The organism is Acinetobacter sp. 243_ASPC, from assembly GCF_001054715.1.
Classification (GTDB): domain Bacteria; phylum Pseudomonadota; class Gammaproteobacteria; order Pseudomonadales; family Moraxellaceae; genus Acinetobacter; species Acinetobacter soli.
On the sequence record NZ_JVOR01000068.1, the window covers coordinates 1 to 660 of the forward strand.

Genomic DNA, 660 nt, shown 5'->3' on the forward strand with positions numbered 1-660 from the left:
TTTTAATCCGTTGGTCCCGCGTTCGAGTCGCGGACGACCCACCAGATTCTAAAAAAGCCTTAGCATAATGACTAAGGCTTTTTTTATTGGTTCATTCTAAAAATCTAGATTTAAATCCATTCAAAGTAAAAATCTAAATATTCGATCAATTTTATAAAAATTTTCTGTTTTTACGATGATTAAAAATCTTTTAAGCTAATCCTCTCTTCAAGCAATTATATATATTTATTTAGAGGCGCAAGTTATGAGTTTAATCAACACCGAAATCAAACCTTTTCAAGCCACTGCATATTCAAAAGGTCAGTTTGTCGATTTGACCGAAGCAGATTTGAAAGGTCATTGGTCTGTTGTGTTTTTCTATCCTGCCGATTTTACTTTTGTTTGCCCGACAGAACTTGAAGACCTTGCAGAACACTACGATGCATTTAAACAATTGGGCGTTGAGATTTATTCGGTTTCAACCGATACCCACTTTACCCATAAGGCATGGCACGACAGCTCCGATGCAATTGGCAAAATTCAGTATCCAATGATTGGTGATCCAACATGGCGCATTGCCAAAAACTTCGATGTTTTGATTGAGGCTGAAGGCATGGCAGACCGGGGTACGTTTGTGATTGATCCAGACGGTAAAATTCAAATTGTTGAAATTACGGCTGG

General features: G+C 37.7%; 1 protein-coding gene. It reads left to right on the forward strand.

The genetic code is table 11. From position 1 onward, the window contains the following. Positions 1-244 precede the first annotated feature (244 nt). Positions 245-660 (forward strand): redoxin domain-containing protein (locus ADA42_RS06660; protein ID WP_048764264.1); only part of this gene is annotated, 416 nt, incomplete at its 3' end.